The 25,903-nt window shown below is 35.3% G+C and carries 14 protein-coding genes and 1 tRNA gene; 9 read left to right on the top strand and 6 right to left on the bottom strand.

From position 1 onward, the window contains the following. Window positions 1-51: 51 nt before the first annotated feature. The 5 genes from RIV7116_RS31185 to RIV7116_RS31165 all read left to right on the top strand — a co-directional run bounded on the left by RIV7116_RS31185 (window position 52) and on the right by RIV7116_RS31165 (window position 8,271). Window positions 52-1,605, top strand: coding sequence for an NAD(P)H-quinone oxidoreductase subunit N (locus RIV7116_RS31185; RefSeq protein ID WP_015122326.1), 1,554 nt, complete (start codon window positions 52-54; stop codon window positions 1,603-1,605). Between the two features lie 1,315 nt (window positions 1,606-2,920). After that, window positions 2,921-3,634: a hypothetical protein gene (locus RIV7116_RS31180; RefSeq protein WP_015122325.1), complete on the top strand. Its 714-nt coding sequence runs from the start codon at window positions 2,921-2,923 to the stop codon at window positions 3,632-3,634. A gap of 38 nt (window positions 3,635-3,672) precedes the next feature. Beyond that, window positions 3,673-5,250: an NAD(P)-binding domain-containing protein gene (locus RIV7116_RS31175; RefSeq protein ID WP_015122324.1), complete on the top strand. Its 1,578-nt coding sequence runs from the start codon at window positions 3,673-3,675 to the stop codon at window positions 5,248-5,250. A gap of 359 nt (window positions 5,251-5,609) precedes the next feature. Further along, window positions 5,610-7,118 carry an NAD(P)/FAD-dependent oxidoreductase gene (locus tag RIV7116_RS31170; RefSeq protein WP_015122323.1) on the top strand — a complete coding sequence of 503 codons (1,509 nt, stop codon included), beginning with the start codon at window positions 5,610-5,612 and terminating at the stop codon, window positions 7,116-7,118. A 301-nt stretch (window positions 7,119-7,419) separates the two neighbouring features. Continuing rightward, window positions 7,420-8,271 (top strand): alpha/beta hydrolase, encoded by an 852-nt coding sequence (locus tag RIV7116_RS31165; RefSeq protein ID WP_015122322.1) that lies wholly within the window; start codon window positions 7,420-7,422, stop codon window positions 8,269-8,271. 83 nt (window positions 8,272-8,354) lie between these two features. Here RIV7116_RS31165 and RIV7116_RS31160 read toward each other — a convergent pair whose 3' ends face one another. Beyond that, the gene (locus RIV7116_RS31160) at window positions 8,355-14,042 is read right to left on the bottom strand and encodes an ATP-binding sensor histidine kinase (RefSeq protein ID WP_044291294.1); all 5,688 of its coding nucleotides are present in this window, start codon (window positions 14,040-14,042) and stop codon (window positions 8,355-8,357) included. A 573-nt stretch (window positions 14,043-14,615) separates the two neighbouring features. Continuing rightward, window positions 14,616-15,224, bottom strand: coding sequence for a response regulator (locus RIV7116_RS31155; protein WP_015122320.1), 609 nt, complete (start codon window positions 15,222-15,224; stop codon window positions 14,616-14,618). Between the two features lie 665 nt (window positions 15,225-15,889). On the opposite strand from RIV7116_RS31155, the gene lipA reads away from it, so the two are divergent. The 4 genes from lipA (at window position 15,890) to larE (ending at window position 20,713) form a co-directional block, all read left to right on the top strand. After that, on the top strand, window positions 15,890-16,774 hold the full coding sequence (gene lipA / locus RIV7116_RS31150; RefSeq protein ID WP_015122319.1) for a lipoyl synthase: 885 nt from the start codon (window positions 15,890-15,892) through the stop codon (window positions 16,772-16,774). A 146-nt stretch (window positions 16,775-16,920) separates the two neighbouring features. Continuing rightward, a complete protein-coding gene (locus tag RIV7116_RS31145; RefSeq protein WP_015122318.1) occupies window positions 16,921-17,055 on the top strand; it encodes a photosystem I protein PsaX in 135 nt (44 codons plus the stop codon). 833 nt (window positions 17,056-17,888) lie between these two features. Then, window positions 17,889-19,793 carry a hybrid histidine kinase/response regulator HrmK gene (gene hrmK / locus RIV7116_RS31140; RefSeq protein ID WP_015122317.1) on the top strand — a complete coding sequence of 635 codons (1,905 nt, stop codon included), beginning with the start codon at window positions 17,889-17,891 and terminating at the stop codon, window positions 19,791-19,793. 89 nt (window positions 19,794-19,882) lie between these two features. Beyond that, window positions 19,883-20,713 carry an ATP-dependent sacrificial sulfur transferase LarE gene (gene larE / locus RIV7116_RS31135; RefSeq protein WP_015122316.1) on the top strand — a complete coding sequence of 277 codons (831 nt, stop codon included), beginning with the start codon at window positions 19,883-19,885 and terminating at the stop codon, window positions 20,711-20,713. 267 nt (window positions 20,714-20,980) lie between these two features. Here larE and RIV7116_RS31130 read toward each other — a convergent pair whose 3' ends face one another. From RIV7116_RS31130 to RIV7116_RS31115, 4 genes are all read right to left on the bottom strand, one after another. Continuing rightward, entirely contained in the window at window positions 20,981-22,159 is a 1,179-nt protein-coding gene (locus RIV7116_RS31130; RefSeq protein ID WP_015122315.1) for a CapA family protein, read from the bottom strand. Window positions 22,160-22,763: 604 nt separating this feature from the next. After that, window positions 22,764-22,850: transfer RNA gene (locus RIV7116_RS31125), tRNA-Ser, on the bottom strand. A gap of 79 nt (window positions 22,851-22,929) precedes the next feature. Further along, the gene (locus RIV7116_RS31120; RefSeq protein WP_015122313.1) at window positions 22,930-25,284 is read right to left on the bottom strand and encodes a ComEC/Rec2 family competence protein; all 2,355 of its coding nucleotides are present in this window, start codon (window positions 25,282-25,284) and stop codon (window positions 22,930-22,932) included. An 89-nt stretch (window positions 25,285-25,373) separates the two neighbouring features. Next, window positions 25,374-25,853 (bottom strand): DUF4079 domain-containing protein, encoded by a 480-nt coding sequence (locus RIV7116_RS31115; protein ID WP_015122312.1) that lies wholly within the window; start codon window positions 25,851-25,853, stop codon window positions 25,374-25,376. Window positions 25,854-25,903 lie beyond the last annotated feature (50 nt).

The raw sequence follows: 25,903 nt of genomic DNA, 5'->3' as shown, positions 1-25,903 counted from the left end.
AGAATTAACACAGTTAGTGTCAAAGTCTAATAGTCGAAACCTGTATATCTCATGGATTTTGTTAATCTTGCATCCCAGTTAAATGCTGGAACGATAGTACCAGAGGGGATTGTAATTATCACCTTTTTAGGGGTTTTGATCGTAGACTTGATTTTAGGACGTTCGTCCTCACGCTGGATTGGATATCTAGCAGTTGCAGGTTTACTTTCTTCTTTGGTCGCTTTATATTTTCAGTGGGACAACAGCAATCCCATATCATTTATTGGTGCTTTCAATGGCGATGACCTTAGTATCGTGTTTCGCGGTATTATTGCTCTGTCTGCGGCTATCACTATTTTGATGTCAATTCGCTACGTTGAGCAAAGTGGTACGGCACTAGCAGAGTTTGTTGCTATTTTGCTTACCGCTACCCTTGGAGCAATGTTTCTGTCGGGGGCTTCGGAACTGGTGATGATTTTCATCTCCTTGGAAACTCTTAGTATTTCCTCTTATTTATTAACAGGTTATACCAAGCGCGACCCGCGTTCCAACGAAGCAGCCCTGAAATATTTATTGATTGGAGCTTCAAGTACTGCTGTATTTTTGTATGGTGTTTCCCTGCTTTATGGTTTGTCTGGTGGACAAACTGAATTAAGCGCGATCGCTACCGGCATAGAAACAGCAAACCTAGGTCAGTCCTTGGGTATAGTTATTTCTTTGGTGTTTGTCATTGCCGGTATTGGTTTTAAAATATCTGCCGCACCTTTTCACCAATGGACACCAGATGTATACGAAGGGGCACCAACTCCCGTAATTGCGTTTTTATCGGTAGGCTCTAAAGCTGCGGGTTTTGCTTTAGCTATCCGTATACTAACAACAGTATTTCCTTTGGTTGCTGATGAATGGAGATTCGTATTTACTGCTTTAGCTGTATTAAGTATGATATTGGGTAACGTTGTTGCCCTAGCTCAAACTAGCATGAAGCGGATGCTGGCTTATTCATCTATTGCTCAAGCTGGGTTTGTGATGATTGGCTTGATTGCAGGCACCGAAGCCGGATATTCCAGCATGATATTCTATCTGCTAGTTTACCTGTTTATGAATCTTTGTGGTTTTACCTGCGTAATTCTATTCTCTCTACGCACGGGAACCGACCAAATTACTGAGTACTCTGGGTTATATCAGAAAGATCCGCTTTTAACTTTAGGATTAAGCCTTTCTCTGCTTTCCTTGGGAGGAATACCCCCATTAGCCGGGTTCTTCGGTAAAATTTACTTGTTTTGGGCTGGTTGGCAAGCAGGTCTTTATGGCTTAGTCTTATTAGGATTAGTTACCAGCGTAGTTTCTATTTACTATTACATCCGCGTCGTCAAGATGATGGTAGTAAAGGAACCTCAAGAAATGTCCGATGTAGTCAAGAATTACCCCCCCATCAGTTGGAACTTACCTGGATTAAGACCATTGCAAATTGGTTTGGTGACAACTTTAATTGCTACTTCTATTGCAGGAATTTTGTCAAATCCTTTATTTACGTTAGCAAATAATTCTGTTGCTAATACTCGTATATTGCAGGAATCAATGGCTCCTAGTCCACAGGTAAGTGTAGTTACAAGTAAGCTACCGTAAGACAATGGCTTTTTCAACTCTTTGATTTAGAGTCGTTTGGGCGTGATTTTTCTTCAATAAAGTAACGTCAATAGTAATAGTAAATGGCTGTTCCAAACTAAGCGAGCAGCCATTTCTTTTGTTCTAGGATCAACGCAAGCCCTAAGTAGGTGAACAAAGATATTTACCGTCATTATTCGCTGCGCGTTCACCTTTATGTGTTCCCGAAGGGTAGTAATCCCAGCCCTTGCGGTTGCTATCTCCCTCCGCGAGACGCTTAGTCTAACGACTCACTTCGTGAACGCTAACGTTTCACTCCGTTCCACTCGCTTCGGACATTGTGTAATTAATTCTGTTTAACTACTTATTTATTTGGCATTGATTAATGGCTACAACTCTTTTTCCTTCTTCCCTCTTCCTTCTTCGTTGCTGTCGTGCATTTTAATACACAACAGTTGACAAGTATTTTCACAGCTTTCGTATATACTTAAGTCTGTAAAAAAACATTTACCAAAAGATAGGTCTTTAGTATAAAAATTTAACTTTAATAAGTTATCTACTATATTTTGAATCAAAAATCTACGGTTAGTACACGCTTATTTGATTAATAGTAGCTTGATGTATTTTAATATACTGAGTAGTTGTTTTATGTGTATGTCGTAGCTTTGTGAAGATATCGAGAGAATTTTGGAGATAATTATTTTGAGGTGGAGGAAACAGTCGAAAGTTAAGCAATGGTTAAGTCATCATCTGTTGACAGATAAGTGATAATACTTAATTAGCAAGTTCAAAAATCAAGAGTATATTCTTGTCACGCAATCTCTAGCTTTTTAAGTATTCTAGTATAAAGAATACTTTTATTATAACTAATTCAACTAAAATACTAACTTCATATCAGCCTCATAAAGTAATCCAAACATTTGCATAATAAATCATTTAGGTCTTATAAGCTAAAGATTTCAGCCATTGTGCGTGAATTAAATCCTAAATTTATGATTGATTCTACGACAATTTTAAACAATTCAGTTAGTCGTAATATTTACTACATTAAAGTAAGTATTAATTGGTATTAGACATCCGTCTATCTGAAATATGATAATGATAAATATGAGTATTAAATTTAATTTAGTAATCTAAAAAAGTAAATTGATTCAAAATTGCGTATATTTACGCATATAAAATATAACGTCAGAAGCTAAATAATAAAGAAACTTAATCGCTCAAAACTCAATTGACAATCAAATATTTAATAGGAGCTACTTATATAGTCTTAAAGTAGCGATATTCGATTGTGATTTTTAATGGTTAGATAGTTTTTTGATGGGGGATATAAAAAATGAAAGAAGTTCTTGCATATATAGAGAAGAAAAAGCAAGAGTTTATGAAACTACCACTGTTTGAATATATGCGAGATACAACAATAGATGCTCGGCAAAGATTAGCTTGGGCACCCTGTGCCGCCCCTTTTATTATGAGTTTTGGACATCTAAATAAGTATGTTTTTAGACAAGAGCCTACAACCGATCCAATCCAAGCAATAATCAATAAACATACTTATGAAGACGATCGCCATTGGTTATGGTTTTTAGAGGATATTAAAACATTAGGCTTTGATAGGTCGCTTAATTTTACTGATGCTCTCAGATTTCTTTGGAGCGAGCAAACCAAAAACTCTCAATTAATAAGTTATCAATTATCTCAGTATGCTTTAAACGCAAATCCTATTACTAAGTTGATTGTTATAGAAGTAACAGAAGCAACAGGAAATACAATGTTTTCTATAGCAGCTAAAGTCGGGGAAGAACTAAAAGTAAATCATTCAAAGAAGTGCCTATATTTTGCAGACTTTCATTTAGATGTTGAAACAGGTCATACTACAGGTACCCTAGGCATCGAAAATTTAATCGAGAGTATTAAATTAACAGATGAAAATCGTTTAGAAGCAATAGAACTCGTAGACAAGATTTTTAAATTGTTTGAAGATTTGACGAACGAACTTTTGTCATACGCGAAAAATAATCGAATAGAAAAAGCACTTTTGAGCATCTAAATAAATTGAAAAATTCGCAGGGAAAGAGTAATAAAATCATGAATAATACTGTAGAACTTGAATACTTAATTATTGGTGCAGGCCCAGCAGGGTTGCAGCTTGGATATTTTCTCGAAAAAGCCAAGCGTAATTATTTAATTCTTGAAGGTGGAAGTAAAGCAGGGAATTTCTTTAGCAAGTTTCCCAGACATAAGAAGTTAATTTCAATTAATAAAGTATATACAGGGTATAGCGATTCCGAAATTAACCTTCGTTGGGATTGGAATTCTTTACTAAGCGATAGTGAAGAAATGCTGCTTAAAAATTACAGTAGAGAATATTTTCCCCACACAGATGATTTAGTTAGATATTTAGAGGATTTTGCCAACCATTTTAATCTCAAAATAAAATATAACTCACAAGTTGTAAAAATCGCCAAAAACGATAAATTTATGGTGATAGATAACACTGGACAAGTTTATTCCGCATCTCGTTTAATCGTAGCTACTGGTTTTAGCAAACCATATATTCCAGAAATACCTGGAATGGAGTTAGCAGAAAACTATACAGATGTATCCGTCGATCCAGAAGATTTCGCAAATCAACGGGTATTAATTCTTGGCAAAGGAAATTCCGGTTTTGAAACTGCTGATAATTTAGTTGCTACAGCTTCACTTATCCATATAGCTAGTCCTACACCTATAGAAATGGCATGGAAAAGCAAATATGTTGGCCATTTGCGAGGTGTTAACAATAACTTTTTAGACACTTATCAACTAAAATCACAGAATGTAGTTTTAGATGCCGATGTAAACAAAATAGAGTTTAAGGAAGGTAAATATATTGTTACATTCACTTATGCTCATGCCGACGGAGAAGTAGAAAAGTTGCTTTACGATCGGGTAATAGTATGTACTGGATTCCGTTTTGACGATTCTATTTTTGACGCATCATGTAAGCCAGAGCTAACTATCAACGATCGCTATCCTAATCAAACTAGCGAATGGGAGTCAACTAACGTTAAAGACCTATATTTTGTAGGAGTCTTGACTCATATGCGTGACTATAAAAAGAAACAATCTGGCTTTATTCACGGATTCCGCTATAACATCCGGGCATTAAGTCAAATCTTAGAATATAAGTATCATCATCAAGAAATACCCTGTAATACAATCAACTTGACTGCTGAAAATATTGTGCAGTCTATCATTGAACGTGTAAATAAAAGCTCTGCTTTATGGCAACAAACTGGCTTTTTATGCGACCTTGTTGTAATAAACAATGAAAAAAAGGCAAAGTACTATAATGACATTCCTGTTGATTACGTACACGACAGTGAATTAGGTCAGCAAGAACATTACTATATTGTAACTTTAGAATTTGGACTTGATATTATATTTGCAAGTCCCGATCCATTTGCTGTTGAACGGATTCACAAAGATGACATTGAGCAAGCTTCATTAAGTTCGGGCATACATCCAATAATTCGTCGTTTTCGCGGCAGCGAACTGATAGCCGAGCATCATATTATTGAAGATATTGATAGTGAATGGTTAGAAGACGTACATATAAATCCATTGTTAGAGTTCTTCTATTGTCAGTTATCAAAAGAAATTTCTTCATTAACCGTAGCCTAATAAATTGGTAACTAATTTTTGGGAGTAAGTATTGATAAGTAAGTCTAAATAATGAACACTATTTTTTATTTGACTTAGACTTACTTTCAGTAGAACGCGACTTACGCAATTGCTACAAGATTGTGGTTGGTATATGACACGAAAATCTTATTGTTGCGTAATTCCTATAAATGATTAATACTTGGGCGTTGCTTAATTAAGGTATGATTTTTTTTTAATATCTAATATGCCCCCTAAATCCCCCAAAACTGGGGGACTTTAAATTATCTTTTTCCCCCAAACTTGGGGGCTGGGGAGCAAATCATACTTTTAATCCGCAACGCCAATACTTGTAAGTCCACACTAAATATTTTCAAAAAATGCAAGCAAAGAATATTTGCGTAATTGGCGCTGGTGTAAGTGGTTTAGTTACGGCAAAAACTTTCCTTGAAGAAGGCTATAAAGTAACTGTATTTGAAAAACAAAAGGGATTAGGCGGAGTATGGGATAAATCGAGAGCTTACCCAGGACTTTCAATCCAAAATCCTAAAGATACATATGCTTTTAGCGACTATCCGATGCCTTCTTCTTACCCTGAGTGGCCTTCAGGAGAACAGATATGTGACTATCTAGAATCTTACGCACGACACTTCGGTGTGTTAGAAAAAATTCATTTTGGAACAGAAGTTATTAGAGTCGAGCAGAGGAATCCAGAACTTCTTAAATGGAACGTCAGCGTTAATTTTCATGATGCTAGTAATGACAAACCAATTAACAAAAATTACGAGTTCGATTTTGTAATTGTGTGTAATGGTATTTTTGGAATTCCAAATATGCCTTCTTTCCCTAGGATGAAAGAATTTACAGCTACAGGAGGAAAAATCTTGCACTCAAGTGAGTTTAAACATAGCTCTGAACTTGAGGGTAAAAAAGTCGTTATCGTAGGTTTTGGTAAATCAGCTACTGATATAGCAACAGTAGCTGCTACAAAGGCACAAGAATGTACTCTAATTTTTCGACAAGCATTGTGGAAAATACCAAAGTTCTTTTTAGGCATTATTAATGTCAAGTATATTCTTTTGACCCGTTTTGCTGAATCTTGGATGCCTTATCGCAACTTAAAAGGTTGGGAAAATTTATTACACACCATTGGAAAACCCCTTGTATGGTTTTTCTGGCGCATTAACGAAACGATTTTGCGGTTACAGTTTCCTTTAGATGCCTGTGATTTAACTCCAGATCAACCGATGAATAAATTAATTGGTTGTAGCATAGGCTTAGTACCTAAAGGCTTTTATGAGTACTTTCAAAATGGTAAGATTCGAGCAGAAAAGACAAAAGTTAAGAATTTTTATCCCCAGGGTATTGTACTTGAGAATGGTAAATCTTTAGAGGCTGATATAGTTATTTTTGCGACTGGATTTCGTCAAGGTATGCCTTTTTTAGAAGAAAAGTATCGTCAAGAAGTATTTGATAATCAGGGTATAATTCATCTTTATCGTCACCTTATTCATCCAAACATTCCCAGAATGGGTTTTGTTGGTTATAACTACAGCGGATGCGCTCAATTATCTTCTGAAATTGGTGCTCGATGGTTGGCACAATATTTTAAAGATAAAGTCAATTTACCATCTCCACAAGAAATGTTGGAGGATATCAAAGCAGAATTAGAATGGCGACTGAAAAATAGACCATATGCATTTGTAAATGGAGCCTGTGTTACTCCTTTCACATTTCATTATATTGATGAATTAATGGAAGATATGGGTCTTAAAAAGAGTCGAAAAGCATTGCCTATTTTAGAATTGATGACACCAGCCGATCCATCTGCTTACAAAAATGTGCGGCAAGAAATTCAAGCGAATAATTATTCTGAGATGAATAATTAATAAAGTCCCCCTACTTAGCGGGGGATTTAGAGGGATCTAAAGATTTATGGTTTTATTGATAACTTTCCAAACATGCTCTAATGTGAATTTGAAATACGGCTTATTTCGCAGGAGTTTTAAGCTTGCTGAAATCTTGGTTTTAAAATTATCAAGGCGATAATTTCTGGTTTTAGAAGTTAATTTACACCAGGCGTGTATTTCTAAGTCTTTATCTGTAGAATCACCTCAAATTGATTAACATCTCTAGTTTTTTTAAGAGTATGTTCTAGGAATTAATTTTTGTCTGTCTTTCTTAATATCAATGTTGTATAGAAATTTTAAAAATCAATCGGAACTAGATGCAGCTTACGATCCGGTCACATCAGGTACAGATATACCTGTTTATATGGATTTTTATGCTACGAATAGTTCCCAGGTACGTAAGGATTTGACTTGCCAGTTGGATGTTCCTTACGGAGCAACTTTAGAAGAACATCTAGACATTTTTCCTGCGGCACAAAGTCAATCTCCCATTGTCGTGTTTATCCACGGTGGATACTGGATAATGGCTAGTAGTAAAGATTTTAGTTTTGTTGCTAAGGGTTTAGTTGAGGCTGGTGTAACAGTTGTAGTTATTAACCATGCATTATGTCCGGAAGTAAGTATTGATGAAATTGTTCGTCAGAATCGTGCTGCCATTGCCTGGATTTATCGTAACGCTAATAATTTTGGGGGAGATGCAAATCTTATCTACGTATCAGGTCATTCGGCAGGTGGCCATTTAACCACTATGCTCATGTCTACTAACTGGGAAAAAGACTACGGCTTACCAGATAATATTATTAAAGGAGGTTGTGCAATTAGTGGTGTATTTGATTTAATGCCTTTTCCTTACACATGGCTACAACCCAAGTTACAACTTACCTGGGATCAAGTATTGCGTAACAGCCCCATTTTGCACATTCCCAGAAAAGCAGGTTCGCTTATTATCACTTATGGTGGTGAAGAAAATTCTGAGTTTAAGCGTCAATCAGAAGATTTTCTTAATGCATGGAAAGCAAATGGTAATCAAGGTTATTACCTACCGCAACCTGACAAAAACCATTACAACATAATTAATGATTTCTTGGAGAAGAATAGCCCTCTATGTAAGGCTATTTTAAAACAAATTTAGTTTCTCTGATTTAGATGGAGTCATAGGTAAATATTTACCCTTAGGCTGTGTTTGCGCCTAAGGATTTTAATTGAAACTTGAAGTTATTGGATTGGTAGCTTAATTAGGAATTCAGTCCCTTTTCCGACTATGGAATTACAAGTCAAATGCCCATTATGTTTCTCAACGATGATTTTATAGCTAATAGACAAACCTAATCCCGTACCACTGCCTACAGGTTTAGTAGTAAAAAATGGGTCAAATATTTTTTGTTTGATTTTCTGCTCGATTCCACAACCATTATCTGCAATCCTTATTTTGAGAATATTTGAGTTTGTAATTTCTGTAGAAATATGAATAGTGGGATTTTTTGTATTTTGGTTTTTTCCATGCAGATCTTGTAAGGCATCAACTGCATTACCCAAAATATTTAGGAACACTTGATTCAACTGACTGGGATAACAAACAACCAAAGGTAATTGTCCATATTTTTTGACAATCTTAATTTCAGGACAGCTATCTTTTGCTTGAAATCTGTGTTGTAAAATCATCAATGTGTTTTCTATTCCTTCGTGGATGTCTACAGACTTCATTTCCGCTTCATCCAAACGAGAAAAATTACGTAAACCTAAAACAATATTACGGATACGCGAAGTTCCTGCCTCTATTGAATTAAGAAGTTTAGGTAGGTCTTCTACTACAAAGTCTAAATCTATTTCTTCTGCCTTTTGTTGAATAATAGAATCTACTTGATTTGATTTTTGGCGATAAACAATTATTAAATCTAATAAATCTTTAACGTATTGATTTACGTGATTGATATTGCCATGAATAAAATTGACGGGATTGTTAATTTCATGGGCTATTCCTGCCACCATCTGTCCTAAACTAGACATTTTTTCAGTTTGAATCAACTGGGCTTGCATACTTTTTAATTCTTTTAGAGTTGATTTCAAAGCTATATTTTTTTCATAAATTTCTTGAGTTCTTTGAGATACTTTCTCCTCTAATTTTTGATTGTAATTTTCTAAATCTTCCTTAGCATCAATCAAATTATTATAGAGTATTGCATTTTTGATTGAAATTGCAGCTTGATTTGTGATTAAATTCAATAGTTTTATGCGATCGTGGGTAAACACTCCTATTGTCAGCTTATTCTCGAGGTAAAGAATTCCGAAAAAATGTCCTTGATTAATAATTGGAATACACAATATACTTTTAGGCTGCTCCCGGACAATATATTTGTCAGCCGCTAAGAAATCTTGAGAGTTCGCATCATCTATAACTATAGTTCCCTTAGTACGCTTGACATAATTTATTAAGCGAACTGGAACATCTTCACTGCATTCTAAAGAAATAGATGGTAAGTCTGTATCGATAGATAGAATATGAGTTTTGCGGCTAATAGCAGTTAATTCTAAATCTGAACCTTCCTTTTTAATTAAAAATAAAGCACATTTAGAAGCACCTGCGTTCTCCATAATAACTTCCATTAATTTTGAAAGTACTTCGTTTAGCTTTATTTGTTCGGAAAGTGCTTGGGAAGCTTTAATTACTGATTCTAAATCTAAACATTGTGAAATAGTCTGTTTTGAACTGGAAATCGTTTTATCATAACGAATTTCAGGTAAATCTGAAGTTTCATTTGAAAAATGCTTTTCAGTATCATCAAAATTTTTATCTTCCTGAAGAAGAATATGATCGAGTAATTGAGGATAGCGCTTTTGTAAATCTTTGGCTTTAGCTTTTGCACCCCAACGAATATAGCCGTAATAAGCATCATCTAGATAAGTTTTGGCTATTTTTTGTTTATCCCATTTTAGATAAAACTTAGCTGCTAGTTCGTTCGCGAGTGCTTCTTCGTGGATATATTCATTTTTTTTAGCTCCAGCAATAGCTAAATCGAAAAACTCCATAGCTTCTACCTTTTGTTTTAAAACATTATGTTTTTCGGCTTCGACTATATGAAATTTATGCAAAAAGTTCATAGGGGCATGATTTGCCCAATGATTCATTTCTTCTTGATTTGCACTCACCTTTTTGAGTAATTCTTGCTGTTCTGATTCAGAGACTTCAGGATACACTGCTAAACGTGTAAGTGAATCATAGAAATAGAATTGAGGAGTAACTAACATGCCTGTTGCAGCATATAAATATTGTTCTGCATGATTTGCATTTTTTAATGCTTCACAATATTCATTAAACAAGTAGCAAAGCTGAAGCTTACAAAAATTCAAGAATAGGATTGCAATTCCATCACTATTATCAATGTGAAGTGACTGCATTTGTTTTTCATTATATGCATCACCTATCAAATTATATGGAGTCTCATTATCTTCTACTAAATTAATTACTGTCTGTAGATATATATCATTCCAAGCCAAGACTCTTTTTTGCTTTATTTCTTTAAGAAGAAGGCTATTTTCTGCTATTACTTGATTGCTTTCCAATAAGTTCTTACCTGAAAAGTATGTCGTATAACTATGGGCATACAATGCATATCCAGCAAATTCTAAATCTCCAGCTAGTCGGTTGGAAGAATAAGCTTCTAAAAGAAATTTTAATGTATCTCGAACATGAACTTTCCAAGGTTTGATCAGATGATTAAAAACTTCCGCAACCTTTGCCGTAGTTTGTTTTATATTGGATTTTAAGCAAATTTTTTCAGCAAGTAGACCAAGTTTGTACCCTGTATCAATATCTCCTATGACTCCACAATTGATGAAACCATAAGTCACATAAGCAAAAGCTGATAAATCAGAATTCCCATATCTTAAAGACAATTCCACCTGTTTTATTGCAATTAACAAAAATAAATTTGGAGTAGTTTGAAATGCCAAACCAATTACGCTTGCAAGAATACGCATAGCAGCAAGCGGTTGCGCTTCAAGCATTTTTGGTAAATCTGCTAACTCTACTATTCCTTTTTTTGTGATATTGGATGCTATTTGTAGCATTGCTTGTTCAACATCGGACTGGGTTGGATTTTTAGGGAATATTATTTCTAGCTGCTTGAGAATTTCTAAAGCTATATTTACTGCTTCTATTGCTTTACCTTGCGCGCCATAAGACTGAATTTTAATCTCATAAACTTTAACTTTTTCTAACAATTTTTTGGCTCGTGCCAATACCACTTCCGCAAATTCTTCCGAAGCTTCAAAATCTCCCATCAAATAAGCAACTTCAGATAATGATTCATACAAATTCAAACTTAGCTCGTACTCAGACTGCCAAGTATTTGAAGCAAGTAGTTTCTTCCCTGTGTATAAATAATTAAATGCTGCTGTATAAGCTGTTGACGAGAGAGCCTTTTCCCCAGCCAGCAAGTTCATTTTTGCTAACTCGTCACGTTCTTGCTGAGAATTAATTAATGCTACAGATTTATTAAACTGATTAACAGTTTCAAAAATATCTTCTTCCCATGATTCAGCAGAAGTTTTCTCTAATAGCTGTTTGCCTAATTCTAAATGGATTTGCTGTTTTTCAGATTCAGGGATTAATGAATAAGCTGCTTGTTGAACTCTATCGTGTATAAATTTGAAATGAGTCGCTTTTAAATGACCTAATGGAATTCGTTTTTTGTCTTCGCTATCAGTTATTAATGCCGTATTTTCATCATCAAGATATGATAATTTACTTTGCTTTTCTACAGGTAAAACTAATCCTTGTAATACAGAATCCCATAAGTCTGTGATGGTATCAACAGTAGGTTTCTGATTCATAACCGAAAGCGTTTTCAAATCGAATTGATTGCCAATACAAGCGGCAAACTTCAGCAGTTTTTGATTATATACTGGTAGCTTTTGTATTTGAAGCGCCATGAATTCTACTACGTCATCAGTGAGAGCTAACTTTCTTACATTTGCAACATCGCATTCCCAATGACCTATGTCATAGTTAAATTTAATAACTCTTTCCGTATACAGGCAATTAATAAACTGGTGAACAAAGAATGGATTACCTTTAGTCTTAGCAAATACTACTTGAGTAAATGAAATAATGCTGTCTACTTCACATTTTAGAGTATCAGAAATTAGAAAGCCTAAATCACCTTGATGTAAAGGTTTTAAAAGTAAATTAGTTATGTTTATATTAGCTTTGACTATCTCCCTAATAGTAGAATTGAGTAAATGTTTGCTATCAATTTCATTATCTCTATAAGAACCAATCAATAATAAAGCATCATCATTTTCATTCAGATTTGCTGGATTAAAATTGGGCATCTGAATAGCAGATTTTTTATTGGAAATGCCTAAGCTTTGCATTGACTTTTGCTGGCTTGTTAGTAATTTAAATAGGTCTAATGAAGCCGCATCTGCCCATTGCAAATCATCTAGAAATATAACTAGTGGATGCTTTCTAATTGCAAAAATTCTCACAAATTTATTAAATAAGAATCTTAATCTATTCTGAGCGGTAATTCCAGACAATTCTGCTGCTTTAGGTTGTGGTCCGATCACTAATTCTAGTTCGGGGATTAAATCAACAATTACTTGAGCTTGGTCACCTAAAGTCGCAAGTATATCTCTTTTCCAGTCGTTGATTTGCGTATCATTTTCGCTCAAAATTTGTTCGATTAAATCTTTTAAGGCTTCCACCCATCCTAAAAATGGAATGTCCTGCTGTAATTTATTAAATTTTCCTGTAATAAAATAGCCTTTTTCTTTCAGAATCGGCTTATGTATTTCATTTACAACAGCCGTCTTCCCCATCCCTGAATAACCTTTGACCAAAACTATTTCTATACCCTTACGAACTTTTTCTTCTTTTTCTAGATGATGTTGAGGAGGGTTAATTACTCTATCAAAAGCAGCAAGTAATTGTTCTACCTCTGCTTCTCTACCATAAAGTTTTTCGGGTATTGAAAAACGGTCAGATATATCTTTAGTTGCTAATTCAAAAGGTTCTATCTGATTATTTTTTTGTAAATGTTGCAGACACAATTGCAAATCATACTTTAGTCCAAAAGCACTTTGATAGCGGTCTTCGGCATTTTTTGCCATCAATTTACAGATGATCTCAGAAATTATAGAAGGAATATTATGTTTGACAATTTTTTGTAATGGTGGCTTTGTCGAAATATGACAGTAAATCAACTCTAAGGGATTTTGGTTGTCGAAAGGTAACTCCCCAGTAAGCAGTTCAAACAAAGTTACACCGAGAGAATAATAATCGGTTCGATAGTCAATACCTCGATTCATCCTTCCAGTTTGTTCCGGAGAAATATAAGCGAGTGTACCCTCTAGTACGTCAGGGTTAATAATAAATTGGACTTCTCTAGGCAAAATAGTGGAAAGACTAAAATCTGTAATTTTGATTTCCCCAGTCTTGGGATTTATAAGGATGTTGTCTGGCTTAATATCTTTATGAATTATCTGGTTACTATGTAAATGATTTATCCCAGAAGTTATTTGAATTGCAATCTTGAGAAAATCACCAATGAAAGTCTGATTCGTGCGTATTTGTTCGGAATTCCACCGCTTTATCTCATTTCTAAGTGAAATCCCTCCAAAGTCTTCCATTACAAAAGCCACGCTTTTGTGAAAATCTTCTAAGCTATAAGACTTTACAATATTGGGTGCATTTAAATTTTTAGTCAGAAGGTATTGATTGCGAAACTCAGCAATTTCTTGAGGAGTAGGATTTTCCTTTCGCATCATTTTTATTACTACAGGCTTTTGGTCTTTTTCTCTAATTGCTTTGTAAATGACCGTTTTTTCGCTTAAGTATAATTGCTCAACAATAAGATAACCAGAGACCATAGATAATCTTGATGATGATGATAAGACCATTCTTACTATTCCAATTCACTAGCATGTGTTGGCTTTATTGTTCCCATCAAGCAAGTAACTGTATCACTTGTATGTATTAAATAATTAGAGTTTATAGTATATTTTGATTGATATACTACGTGCAGAATCTCTGAAAGTACTGGAAATACTGCGTTTTTATAAAAATGAAATCAACTTAAATTATTTATTTAAGTATAATTTTTCTTCAAAAAATATCCGTAATTTAACTTTAGGATGACTATTTGATGTTTTTGTTGAAACAAGGTGTCTGATAAGGGGCGAAATGTGTAAATACAATGGCAATATCGTGGCTTTTTATATCCACATCGCAAGTTGTCTACCGTATAAATACTGCGTTTGTAATATGCATTCAAACTATCACCTTATATATACGTAACAGCTTTTATTCAAATCAAAGTTGCGGTATTTATAATTTTCGCCTAGCGGCACAATTTTATATAAAAGCCTAGGAATAGTTTTCAATGTTTGTAATAAAAAATTGACTCAAATAAAAAGCCCGTTTGCACAGGCCGTAACTATATTTGAAGTCCAATTTTATATTTACCAACAAAGCTATTTCATTTTTTGCTTGATGTAAGCAACAACCTGAGTTAACTGTTTTTTCAAACCGTCTATTTCTGTTTGCATTTTCGCCATTTTCTCGTTCAATGCATCTATTTCTGCTGAAGAATTGGGGAATTCTGCACTTACAGTTCCATTAGTTCCGTTTACTCCATTAGTGCCGTTAGTACCATTAGTTCCATTTTGGTGAACAGCCGCTACGGTTGCAGGTTGTTTTCTCGGTTGTTTTGCCTTTGCCATTGCGGCTTTTATTGAGCTAATTAGCTGTTTTTGGTCAAAAGGCTTATTGAGAAATTCAAAATGTTCAAAGGGTTCAGAAATTTTTTCTGTAACTTCCTCTTTACGTCCTGACATTACAACCAAAGGAGTTTTTCTTAAATCTGGCTGTGCTTGAATTTCCTGATAAACTTCCCAACCGCTCATTTTTGGTAGCAGAAAATCCAGCATAATTAAACTAAATTTTTCCTTACGGATTAATTTAAGCCCTTCTAAGCCATCTTTTGCTTCCAGCACTTGGAAGTTTCCTGGGGGTAACATTTCCCGTACTTTGACTCGCACGACTGTAGTGTCATCAATAACTAAAATTTTATTATTTGCCACGATGTTTCGCTCTAAAAGATAATTTAGGTTTAAATGGCGTTTTCGCCGATAGCCGAATACTAGAGTTATCCCACTATATCCAAAATATATATTGATTGGGGGAGAGTAATTTCCGAGAAAATAGCAATTCTATAGGTGTTTTATAAAACATGATATGAGGCTTGCTATCAGTTTCATATATTGCTTTACAAACAATATTTTTTTGCTAAATCATCGCGGTATAAGAGTTATTCCAGGATATCAACCGATTTGTGGAGAATAATGGTTTCTCGGTAATTTAAAGTAATTTTTCTATATTTGGCTCTATCTTTAACTCTAAATATAAGTATTAAAACTTAAGTACGGAAAAGTTAACCCAAAATCTTCACATGCTTTTTATTTATTTCGATTCTTAATCGCTTTAAGTATATTTTTTGATGCCAGTAGAACTCAAGTTACATCTTGCACCATTCTTATAACCGTTTCACTTACGGCTCGCAATTAATTTCTAGATAAAAAAACAACTGTGTTGTAACCTAATCAAAGCCATGTATAGTATGATTTATCCGACTTTGTTGAATTATTGCGGCTCAAATTCATTTTAAAGCGGTTTTAAGACTAAGTTTTACTAGTGCAAGATTTGAAATGTAACCCACTTAATCTGTATTACTTCAAATAAATAGCAGATGTCTACAAATTCTACAAAAAAAGCTTCTATTAAATCGGAAATAAAAGCAATGCCACCGTGGTTGCGCCGTCCTATTGGTAATGCTAGCGAACTTTCGACTGTTCAACGTATTATTAAGCAACGGCAGATTCACACGATTTGTGAAGAAGGTCGCTGTCCTAATCGGGGAGAGTGCTATTCTCAAAAAACTGCAAGTTTCTTGTTGATGGGCCCTACTTGCACAAGGTCATGCGCTTTCTGTCAAGTAGATAAAGGTCATGCACCAATGCCATTAGACTCAGAAGAACCCCTAAAAGTCGCACGAGCAATACAGCTTTTAGGATTGCGCTATGTGGTATTAACTTCAGTTGCCCGCGATGATTTGTCTGACGGAGGTGCAAGCTGGTTTGTAAAGACTATGGAAAAAATCCGTCAATTCAACCCAGAAACTCAAATTGAGGTACTTACGCCAGATTTTTATGGAAAAATAGAGCCGATAGAAATCATTACTTTAGCAAAACCGGCTTGCTATAACCATAATATTGAGACAGTAAAACGCTTACAAAATCCCGTTCGTCGGGGAGCAAAATATGATCGTTCTTTACAGGTGCTGCAACTAGTTAAACAAATAGATGCCAATATTCCTACCAAATCGGGCTTAATGCTTGGGCATGGCGAAACTGTTGAAGAAGTAATTGAAACGATGAAAGATTTACGTAGCGTCCAATGCGATCGCCTTACAATCGGTCAGTATATGCGACCTTCGTTAGAGCATTTACCCGTACAGAAGTATTGGACACCCGAAGAGTTTGAAGAATTGGGCACAATCGCACGTAGTTTAGGATTCGATCGCGTTCGCTCTGGCCCTTTAGTGCGTAGTTCCTATCATGCAGCGAGTGAATAGTCAACTATCTACAGCATTTATATTAAGATGCAAATTTAGCAAATTAGCCGTTTTGAGCACTTTATGAAAATCTTTTTAACAAATTTCGCGAAAAACGACACCTATTTGGTATTTGTTAAGAAGTCCTTAAATTAGGAGAAACGATTATGGCTAAAGTTGGTGTAGATGTTCCTCAAACAGATGCTCAAGCACCTTTCCCTTACCGCACCTTAATCAGCATTATTCTACTCGCTGGTAACATCTTGGTAGCGGCAATTTACTTCCATGTTATCAATCCTTAGATTGTCGCAAAGCTTTTCGGGCCAGCGGATAAACGTAAGCGTGGGAAGCTATCTATAGTTAAAATTGAGGCAGCTTATTGAAATAGTAAATTAATATCTTCGGTAGAGCCTCGTTGTCATACTTTACTAGGCTTTTTGTCAACAAAACTTAGTAAAGTATGTTTCTGGAATTATCGCAAGGCATTCGATTACCTGCATTTACTCAAAAATACTCTGGTAGGCAATATTACTATATTTTGGAGATAGAGGTATTTCAGTTTGTAAGTCATCTCTTGCACGTGTGCCTAAGAAAGTTCTCTTGTGGACTCTTCAGAAATCTCCTCGCTTTCAGACAGCGGAAGTTTAAGAATAGATAAACTTGAAGGAATAAATATTCTTACTTCAAAATTTGATAAAAAGTGAAAATTCATATTACTTTCTATATGAATGAGTATTTTGTATATATATATACAAAATACCTTTAGAATGGAATTATTGTTCAAAGAGTTATTTATACAGTTTAAAAAAATACAGGCTTAACTTGGGTAAAAAATAAACTAATATAGAATCTGCTGACTGCAACAGTTAGTATAATTTAATTGTTATTTGCTTGTTTTTGTATAATCTCAATATGACAGGATTATCGGTCATATATAATTCTGGAAGCAAGCTATAAACCTTGAGACCCAAAAATACTTATAATATTTGATGAGATAAATAGAATTTTCGCGTGACATTTGACACTACAAGTTTTAGTTTATATATATAGAATAAATTGTGCGCTAATATACTCACGTTTATTGAGCGTCTCTTTTAACAAAGCTATAAAAAATTATTCAGCGGTCGAGTTGACCATGCAGCAGTATTCAAGCTTACCAGAGCAAAACTCACAATTAGATAATTCATCGATTGTTTTGACGACAGTTGAGCAACTTCGTGCGGAGTTGTGGCTCGAGCGCAGTTTGAATCAACTGCAAACTAAGCTCAATGATTGTCTAACTTCAGCTTTGTTCCATACGAGGGCGACGAGCGTTAGTTCTGCGACTCACAAAGAACAACCTCCGCAAAGGATTAAAAATAAGCAGAACAGTCAAATAGCCATTACACAAGCAGAAATTTTTCAAACAGTAGTAAACGAACTGTATGGCTTATTTAGTTCCAGTGTGGTAGCTTTCGTTGCGCCAACAGCAATAGCGATCGCTATTGCTCAACCAGAAGATGCTGTTTGCACAATTAGCTATATATGTCCTAACTCAAAAGCTAATTCACAACTATCACCGTTCAATTTAAAGGTCGGGAAAGATAAAACACTACAGTTAAAATTAAATTCGGAGATTGATTTTGAGGACTTGCTGCAATTAGAAAAGCAACAACCGCAAACTGCTTTCTGTTTCAGTAATGAATCTTTAGGAATTATAGGCTGGTTTATAGCCTCCTCTAAATCTCCAGTAAATTCCTCTTCAGGTTTGTTTGTAATTGAACAAATCTCAAAATTAATGGTGGAAGCTGCTTCTATGTGTAAGGCAACTTTAACAAAGCTTAAACATGTAGAGTCTTTACAGCAGCAAGCTCATCATTTCAATAATCGCAACCAAGAACTACAGCGTACCAATCAACTCAAAAACCAATTTCTAGCTAATACGAGTCATGAAATTCGCACACCCCTAAGCTCAATTATTGGCTTTACCCATTTACTATTAGCTCAAGGTTACGATCCTAGCAGGCAGCGTCACCATGAGTATTTAAACATTATTCAGTCGAGCGGTAAACATCTACTGGCATTAATCAACGATATTCTTGACTTATCTAAAATTGAAGCCAATCAGTTAGAGGTTAATTGGGAAACAATTGACGTATCCCAGCTATGTAGGAATGTATTAGCCTTAGTTAAGGAAAAAGCTGCAAACAAAGGTTTACAAATGCAGCTTGACATAGACTCTGGTGTTACAAATATGGTTGCCGATCCTTTACGGCTCAAGCAGATACTTTTGAATTTACTTTTCAATGCCGTAAAATTCACTAAAACCGGAACAGTTGGTTTAGAAGTTAAAACTGCAGACAATCTAATGTATTTCACAGTTTGGGATACTGGGATTGGCATCAGTAAAGAAAATCAAAGCGAACTTTTTCAACCATATTTTCAAATTTTTAATGAGAGGCAGATAAACGGTGAAGAAGGTACGGGTTTAGGTTTAACAGTAACTCGTAAACTTGCTGAAATTCACGGTGGCTGGGTTGAAGTAGAATCTGAAATAGATAAAGGCTCGCGTTTTACTATTGTGATTCCTATAGAACAAAATACCGATGCCGATGAAGAAACCGATACCCACACGACAATCAAGCATAAAGCTCAAACCAATAAAAATTGCAGTCTACCAACTTCTTTAAAAAGCTGTTCTCATATTTTGTTAGTAGAAGACGATATACCTAATGCCGAGTTAATCAAAACTTACCTAGAAAGATTAGGATATCAACTAACTTGGGTGAAAAATGCTTCTCAAATGTGGAATGCTTTAAGTAAGCAAGATTACTCAGTGATTTTGATAGATATTGTTTTACCTGATGCTAACGGTATTACATTAGTCAAACAAATTCGAGAAAATCGACAATATTCTAATATTTGCATTATTGCTCAAACAGCAATGGCAATGAAAGGCGATCGCGATACTTGTCTTGATGCAGGAGTCAACGATTATATTTGTAAACCAATCGATCTACCGCTTTTAGCAAAAATCTTATCTGAATATATTACACTTTAGTGACGAATCTGCTTTTTCTCGATCGCATCATCTCCCTCTTAAAATGGAATAAGTCGTTTACTCTACTTCTGCGCTGGGATTGGGAAATAATGTATATAGAAAAATTAGAAAAATTAACAGCTTTATTTAAAGAAATGGAAAAAGCAATAATTGCTTATTCCGGTGGTGTTGATAGTACTTTGGTTGCAAAGATTGCTTATGATGTTTTAGGAGATAGAGCTTTGGCAGTAACGGCTATTTCTCCAAGTTTGTTGCCAGAAGAATTGGAAGATGCCAAAATTCAAGCCGCAACAATTGGGATTAGTCATCAAGTTGTTGAAACTCATGAGATGGAAAATCCCAACTATACTTCTAATCCTATTAATCGTTGCTACTTTTGCAAAAGCGAATTACACGATACCCTTAAACCCTTAGCTAAAAAATTAGGTTATCCCTACGTCATCGATGGAGTAAATGCAGACGATTTACGCGATTATCGTCCTGGTATTCAAGCGGCAAAGGAAAGAGGTGCCCTTTCTCCTTTAGCAGAAATGAATGTAAGTAAAGCAGAAGTCCGTCAGATTTCCCAGCATCTAGGTTTGTCATGGTGGGATAAGCCAGCACAACCCTGTCTTAGCTCTCGCTTTCCTTATGGGGAAGAAATTACTGTACAAAAATTGCAGAGAGTTGGCAGAGCAGAAATATATTTACGTAAATTAGGATGGAATAACTTACGAGTTCGTTCTCAAAGCGATACAGCACGTATAGAACTACCGCCAGAACAAATTCATAATTTTGTCGCTAATACAGATTTAGAATCTTTAGTATCCGCTTTTCAGGAATTTGGTTTTATTTATGTAACTTTAGATTTAGAAGGTTATCGTAGCGGTAAATTGAACCAAGTCTTAAATCAAGAGGATTTACAGCCTGTGAAAAGTTAATTGATAATCAATTATCAATTAATGGTTAATGATAAGACCAAACATTGTTCGTAGTTGCGCTTCAGCGCCATATTTTGATGTTTGTAGAACTTACGCAACCGGCACATTTTTCTTGTAGGGTGCTGTGACACTTAATGAAATGGTGGAACGTAGTAATAAGGTTATGAGTGTCACGCACCAACCGGGTATTGTGACAATTGCGTAAGTCATGGTTTAGAAAATAAAGCACAACTACGAAGCTTATTATTGATGATTAATTGATAATTGTTAGTTTTGCTTATTTTCTCTTGCTACTATTAACTCTCCTTGTTGATTAATTTTCACTGAAGAATCGGGAAAATCTGATTTATTTAAATAACGTACTAATTGAACGGTATTAAAATTTTGGTCAATATATGGAATTCCTTGTCTATCCATCCGTACAGGAATAATTTTTGCTTTCTCCACATTCCCTTTCGGACTCATTTGGACTTCTAATATCATCGAATAACCGGCTTGTGCAACAGTTGATAAAGTCCGATATCCTAAAAAATTGCCTAAAGAATAAGCAATTAGTTTTCCTTTATACATTTCCATTGCTCTAGGTACGTGAGGTCCGTGCCCAAGTACTAAATCTGCTCCTGCATCAATCATTGCCCGAGCGAATTTAATCGAATTTCCTCGATTTTCTCCATAGAAATATTCAGTTTTATTTCTTGTATGTAAAGCTCCAGTTCCTTCAGCACCTACGTGCATGGATATAATTACTATATTTGCTTCCTTTCGTGCTTTTTTTATAAGAGCTTTAGCAGCTTCTAAATCATGAATAGAATTATAAAATCCATAGGGTGCAAAACCTATCATTGCAATTTTATTATTATTTTTTTCTAAAAAGAGAATTTGATTCTTATGACCTAATGTTTCAATGCCAGCGTTTTTCAGATTCTTCATAGTATCTTTGAAACCAACCATGCCAAAGTCTCTCGCATGATTGTTCGCTACGTTGAATACATTAAATCCAACGTCAGAAAATAACTTTGCATATTCTGGTGGAGAACGAAAAGCAAATACTTGTCCTCGACTAACATCCTTTGCTGAGTAACGATAATTCGTTAAAGTCGTTTCAAAGTTGCCAAATAAAATGTCTGCTTGGCTTAAGTAAGCTCTTACTGGTTTCGGTATTAAATTGTTGTAATCATCTGGAAGTCTATAATTAGGATAATTAGTCCCTGGAATCACATCTCCAACCGCTTTAATTACAATTGATTTAGCTGCATTTTCTTTCTTCGCAGTTGCAAGCTTCTTAGATTCTCTTGACTCTAGTGATGCTGTAGCTGTTTTTACCACACTATCATTAACTAATATTTTGTCTTGATAGCGCATGAGTAAACTTATACCAATACCTACCGCAAAACAGCAGCCTAAAAAGCCCACTGAAAGCGATGCCTTCAGCTTTTGATTTAACATATTTAGCCCTCACACTATGGCTTTAATTTAACTAAGTACTTATCGAAATGGCTCAGTAAGTTTATCATTTTTATACTTGATTAATTTGTAGTGCATCCGTGTATTGACTTAGCCATGTCTTCGCTTCAAGCTATCTCGCAGATTTAAAAGCAAAGCTACATATTTAGATCAAGTATATGTTTGTATGCTTATAGGTCATATGCCAATATCTTGTGTCAATTTGGCGTTGCTGATAGAAGTATGAATGCGTCTAAACAAGAAGCGCTAAAAAATAAATTCGTACCTTGATTCAACAACGCCGTAAACTTAATTCTTGCTGACTTCTACTTAAACTAAATCAAGTTTCACAAAGTCTATTACGGATAAATTATAAAATCTTTCTTTTTAGCAAGGAATGTAGCTTCCTTAAAACGAACTGGAAACTAATGTTTATGACCTTTGTACCAAGAAAATTCGACAAAACACTTAATTATTCTGAAGAATCAATATATGGTCGCTTATTTATTTCTCGAATTCAATTAAAATTGATACAGGATAATCTTACAGCAGAGTCTATAAGAAAAGCTGTCATTCAAACTTCAATTGAATTTGTAATTTAATTGAACGGAGAGGGGGGGATTCGAACCCCCGATACCCGTAAAGGTATAACGCATTTCGAGTGCGCCGCATTCAACCACTCTGCCACCTCTCCAAAAGGCATATTTTCTCTATCTTAGATAAAATATCATATGTTTATGAAATTTATCAACAAAGTCAACCCAAATGCAGTATTAGAGGAACGATGTAATATCTTCTGTATTCCTGACAAATGCTTCAAATTGTCTCTGAGGTGTCCATTGAATCGCACCATCTCGTCCTGTAAAAAATAGTTGGACTTTACTTCGGTTAAGTACTGATATATCTTTAGGCTCAAGCTTAGCATTGGGCGCGATCGCGACTTGTGGTTTTAAAACGGGAACAAGGTCTTTTAAGGATTTGCTTTGACACCAAAGTACTTGCGGGCGTGGCAAACTTGGGTTTTTGATCAACTCGTTAAGTTGGTTTGGATTTAGATTTCCTACAAATAACCAAGATTGATTGCGTATTTGCATTTGAATTATAGGCAATTGGTTATTAACAAGTCGTATCACCGCAGAACCAGCATTTACTGTTTGACCTAAAGATAAAACCTGATATATTCCTTTACCTTGCTGTACTTGCGCTTGAATCGCTTTTTGACTTAAAGCATAATTTGGGTTAGGAGAGAAATCATAAAAAGTTTTGATAGCTAAACGCTCTATTATTTCTAACCAACCATTGCTACCGTCATTTTGAAAATCCGTGGCTATTGCCCAATCAACTATATTTACACCTTGCTGTTGTAAGAACGGTACTATTGTAAAATTTCCTATTGCTTCATCAGCGCTATTAATTACTGCTATTTTCCCTCGATCTTGAATTACTACAACTGGTTCTCTTCCGCCAGCCAAAAGCGTGACGCGAAATAAATTATTCGCTGAATGCAAAGCGGGGATAAATACTAAGCCGATAGAAATTGAAATTGCCAGTAACCATCGTTTTTGCCACCAACGTATTTGCCAGGTAGAGAAAAGTAGTCCATAAATAATAAGTAGCTGCCAAATTGTTATTTTACCGACAGCAAATGAGTTTCCTGGTAAATTGCTGAAAAATTCTACTATTTTGATTAATAAATCCGTTGGATAGTGCAGAGCACTAGCTAAAACACTTCCTGCAAAAGGCAAGGTTAATGCAGCTACAGCACTAACAATTCCACCAATACAAATTAAAGATATTAGAGGAGTTACGATAATGTTGAGCAAGATTCCGTAAGGTGGTACTACGCTGAACATATAGAGTTGCAACGGTAAAGTCCAAATAGTTGCTGCTAAGGGAACTGCGATTAAAGATGCAATAGTTGGTGGTAGCCATAGCAAACGTTTTGTAATTGCGGGTACCGTGACAATTAAACCGAAAGTTGCGAGAAAACTCAGTTGAAATCCTAAATCCCAAATCCATAGAGGATTAACTAGTAATAATATAGTTGCAGCAATTGTCAATGAGCCTAGCTGTTTTACCTTTCTTTTTAAACCTATACCAATTAAAGCTGCAAATCCCATGATTGCGGCTCTGAGAACCGAAGGCTGGAAACCAGTCAAGCCTAAAAATAAAATTAATGATAAACAACCGCAGATAAATTGAGTTTTTCTAGTAAAACGTTTTGTAAAACCTAAGACTAAACCCAAAATCAACGAAACATGAAATCCGGAAGCAGCAATAGAATGAGCTAATCCAGCTTGTACAAATAAATCCCGAGTTTGATATGGTAAATCAACCGCTTTGCTGCCGAGAACCATGGCACTCACAAGCGGACCTTCGGGAACACCAAGCCAACGAACTTGCGATTTAATTATTTGCCTTCGTAACTTCCACCATCCCCATTCATGCTCTTCATCAAAATCCTTTAACTGTCTTCCATTTAAACCGGCGAAAGCACCAAGATTTTCAAGATATTTCTTAAAATCAAAAGCTCCAGGGTTTAATGCCGATTTGGGTTTATACAAAACTCCAGTAACTTCAACTTGTTGATTCGGATGTAAACCAGTGGATTTTAGAATAGGTACGGTTACGTATAATTTTCCAGAAACTCCTTTATTCGCTCCCTCTTCGCCTTGTTTATTTGTGACTTCAGAAAGTTGAGTTGCTTTTAGCCAAAATTGTCCCTTTCCCGAACGAGTTAACCGGGGTGTACTTATTACATCTCCTCTAACGATTACCAATTGTTCTTGATTTTTGTTATTTCCAACAGGAATAAAATTACTAATATCTTTAGCTTCTGGTTGCGGCATCCGCATTTGAACATAGAATGTTGCTAGCAATCCGATCGAGCCAGCGATTATCAATATTCTCGGATGGGGAGTAGTTCGTAAATTATGAGCCGCTTTTTCTAAAACTTGAGGTTTTGTTTTTTGTAAAGCAAGTTTCTTAGAAACAATACGTCGTCTTTGAACAATAACTGCTCCGATAGCGCTCAAAAACAATATCAACACTCCGCCCCAAGGATTTGCGCTAAGTAACAACCCTACAATATAGGCAAGACAAATAATTAACCCAGGAGTTTGAATCATTTAGCTGCGAACAATAGTTAATAAAAACTTTTCCCTTCCCAATTTGAGGAAGGGTATAAAGTTTCAAGATTATATAATTAGTTTTTGATTTAAATCGACACACCTAATTTGAAGCCAAGTACGGCGTGCAAAATCATTACGCAAAGCGCAGTGCTACCCAAATAAGCATGAAGCGCTCGTAAACCTGGTTTATTACCCCCAAATTTTGTTAACGAAATTGTGGCATTTATTCCTAGTAGTATCAATATAATTGAGCCAGTCCAGAAATGGGAGCTTTGTAAAATAGGTTTATCTTGCATTACTAAAGATAAAACTCCACCAACAGAACCCAACATCATGAATAAAAACATCCACGGTGCCAGTTTACGATGACCGCTACGACTTTGAACCGCAACTTCTTTATCTTCAGTAATTCGCGATCGCCAACCCGTAACACCCACAAAAGTACCCATCACAAAGATAACAACTGCCATCATAGCTGGATGACCCCAATGTACTATTGGTTCGGGAACACCTAAAGAGCCAAACCAATTAGCGATAGGTTTTAGTATTTCAGTCAGAGTAGCCATTTCTTAAATAAGTTCGCATATTCGCAACATTAGAATTATTGCAGAGGATT

Origin of the sequence: Rivularia sp. PCC 7116 (genome assembly GCF_000316665.1) — a bacterium.
Lineage (GTDB): Bacteria > Cyanobacteriota > Cyanobacteriia > Cyanobacteriales > Nostocaceae > Rivularia.
Note: the sequence above shows the minus strand (reverse complement) of the source record. Positions and strands in the feature narration are given on the sequence as shown.

Coding starts and splice junctions, on each gene's coding strand:
- RIV7116_RS31115 (WP_015122312.1), bottom strand. CDS start 25,853: ATGGCTACTCTGACTGAAATACTAAAACCTATCGCTAATTGGTTTGGC.
- RIV7116_RS31130 (WP_015122315.1), bottom strand. CDS start 22,159: ATGTTAAATCAAAAGCTGAAGGCATCGCTTTCAGTGGGCTTTTTAGGC.
- larE (WP_015122316.1), top strand. CDS start 19,883: ATGTATATAGAAAAATTAGAAAAATTAACAGCTTTATTTAAAGAAATG.
- RIV7116_RS31170 (WP_015122323.1), top strand. CDS start 5,610: ATGCAAGCAAAGAATATTTGCGTAATTGGCGCTGGTGTAAGTGGTTTA.
- hrmK (WP_015122317.1), top strand. CDS start 17,889: ATGCAGCAGTATTCAAGCTTACCAGAGCAAAACTCACAATTAGATAAT.
- lipA (WP_015122319.1), top strand. CDS start 15,890: ATGTCTACAAATTCTACAAAAAAAGCTTCTATTAAATCGGAAATAAAA.
- RIV7116_RS31180 (WP_015122325.1), top strand. CDS start 2,921: ATGAAAGAAGTTCTTGCATATATAGAGAAGAAAAAGCAAGAGTTTATG.
- RIV7116_RS31165 (WP_015122322.1), top strand. CDS start 7,420: ATGTTGTATAGAAATTTTAAAAATCAATCGGAACTAGATGCAGCTTAC.
- RIV7116_RS31145 (WP_015122318.1), top strand. CDS start 16,921: ATGGCTAAAGTTGGTGTAGATGTTCCTCAAACAGATGCTCAAGCACCT.
- RIV7116_RS31120 (WP_015122313.1), bottom strand. CDS start 25,284: ATGATTCAAACTCCTGGGTTAATTATTTGTCTTGCCTATATTGTAGGG.
- RIV7116_RS31175 (WP_015122324.1), top strand. CDS start 3,673: ATGAATAATACTGTAGAACTTGAATACTTAATTATTGGTGCAGGCCCA.
- RIV7116_RS31160 (WP_044291294.1), bottom strand. CDS start 14,042: ATGGTCTTATCATCATCATCAAGATTATCTATGGTCTCTGGTTATCTT.
- RIV7116_RS31185 (WP_015122326.1), top strand. CDS start 52: ATGGATTTTGTTAATCTTGCATCCCAGTTAAATGCTGGAACGATAGTA.